Annotated in this window: 1 protein-coding gene; it reads right to left on the bottom strand. The window is 40.9% G+C overall.

Annotated features, from left to right (window positions below):
- Window positions 1-59: 59 nt before the first annotated feature.
- The coding region (locus ACM0OS_RS28960) for a transposase (protein WP_414546619.1) at window positions 60-1,015 on the bottom strand (956 nt) is incomplete at its 5' end.

Raw genomic sequence — 1,015 nt, 5'->3', positions numbered from 1 at the left:
GGTATTGAGCCGAGATACGTGTAAAAACCTGCAAGATGGTCTGGAAACCGTTGCTATATCTACGTTTCAAAGATTTCTGGTGGAAGATTAATAGCAGCCTCCAATGGTTGGGGAATATTATGTAAATTCACCACATAATCACCGTATCTTTTGATATGTCTTGTTATGTATGGACTCATTGCTGCAAGGTGTCGCATGGGAATCAATTCTCCCTGTGACATTAACGTTTGGATAGCCAACGACATATCAACCGTATTCTGTAAAATAACTGCGCTTGCTACCAAATCAAGATATTTCAAGCGCTTTTCCTGCTCAATAGGATCATTTTCAGTAATGGCTCCCAGCTTACCGAAAAACACCCAGTCCAGAAAGGCATTGTACATCTCCACAATATTGGTTATCGCTGTAATCTCATGCCGAAGAGCCACATTAGAAACATAGTCGAGCAAAAACATTGTCCGTACTACCTTACCCAACTCAAGAAAAGCTTGATAAAGTCGATTTTTTTTACTATAACTACCCAACTTACGTAGAAGCGTCGAAGGCATCACTTTACCAGCCTTAATTGACAGTACTACACGTATCATGTCATACCAATGAGTCTTGATTAAATTCCAATTGACCACGCCCTTAAACAACGGTTCGATATGCTTGTAGGTAACATCTGCGCTGGGGCGAACAAAAGTTAAATCCTTCCAGTTACGGATACGCGGCATCAATTTGATACCAAGAAGATAGGAAATAGCAAACACAGGCCCAGATTGACCTTGAGTATCTGCGTGCAAAGTATCCGGTTGAATATCTGAGAGATTTTTCAACAACCCATCCAAAATATAGACAGCCTCCCACACACCACAGGTGATAAAGTGAGTAAACAAAGCAATATATTTATCAGAGACATGGTGATAAGCAATACCACCATAACCACCGTAGCGGATATGATATTCGCTATGTAAATTATTCTCGTATATCTCAAACTTGCTTCCGTCAGCAGCAGCCTTTTTCCCTGTACCCC

Origin of the sequence: Nostoc sp. CCY0012 (genome assembly GCF_963920855.1) — a bacterium.
GTDB lineage: Bacteria > Cyanobacteriota > Cyanobacteriia > Cyanobacteriales > Nostocaceae > Cyanocohniella.
The sequence above is the reverse complement of the archived record's forward strand: the minus strand, read 5'-3'. Positions and strand labels throughout refer to the sequence as shown.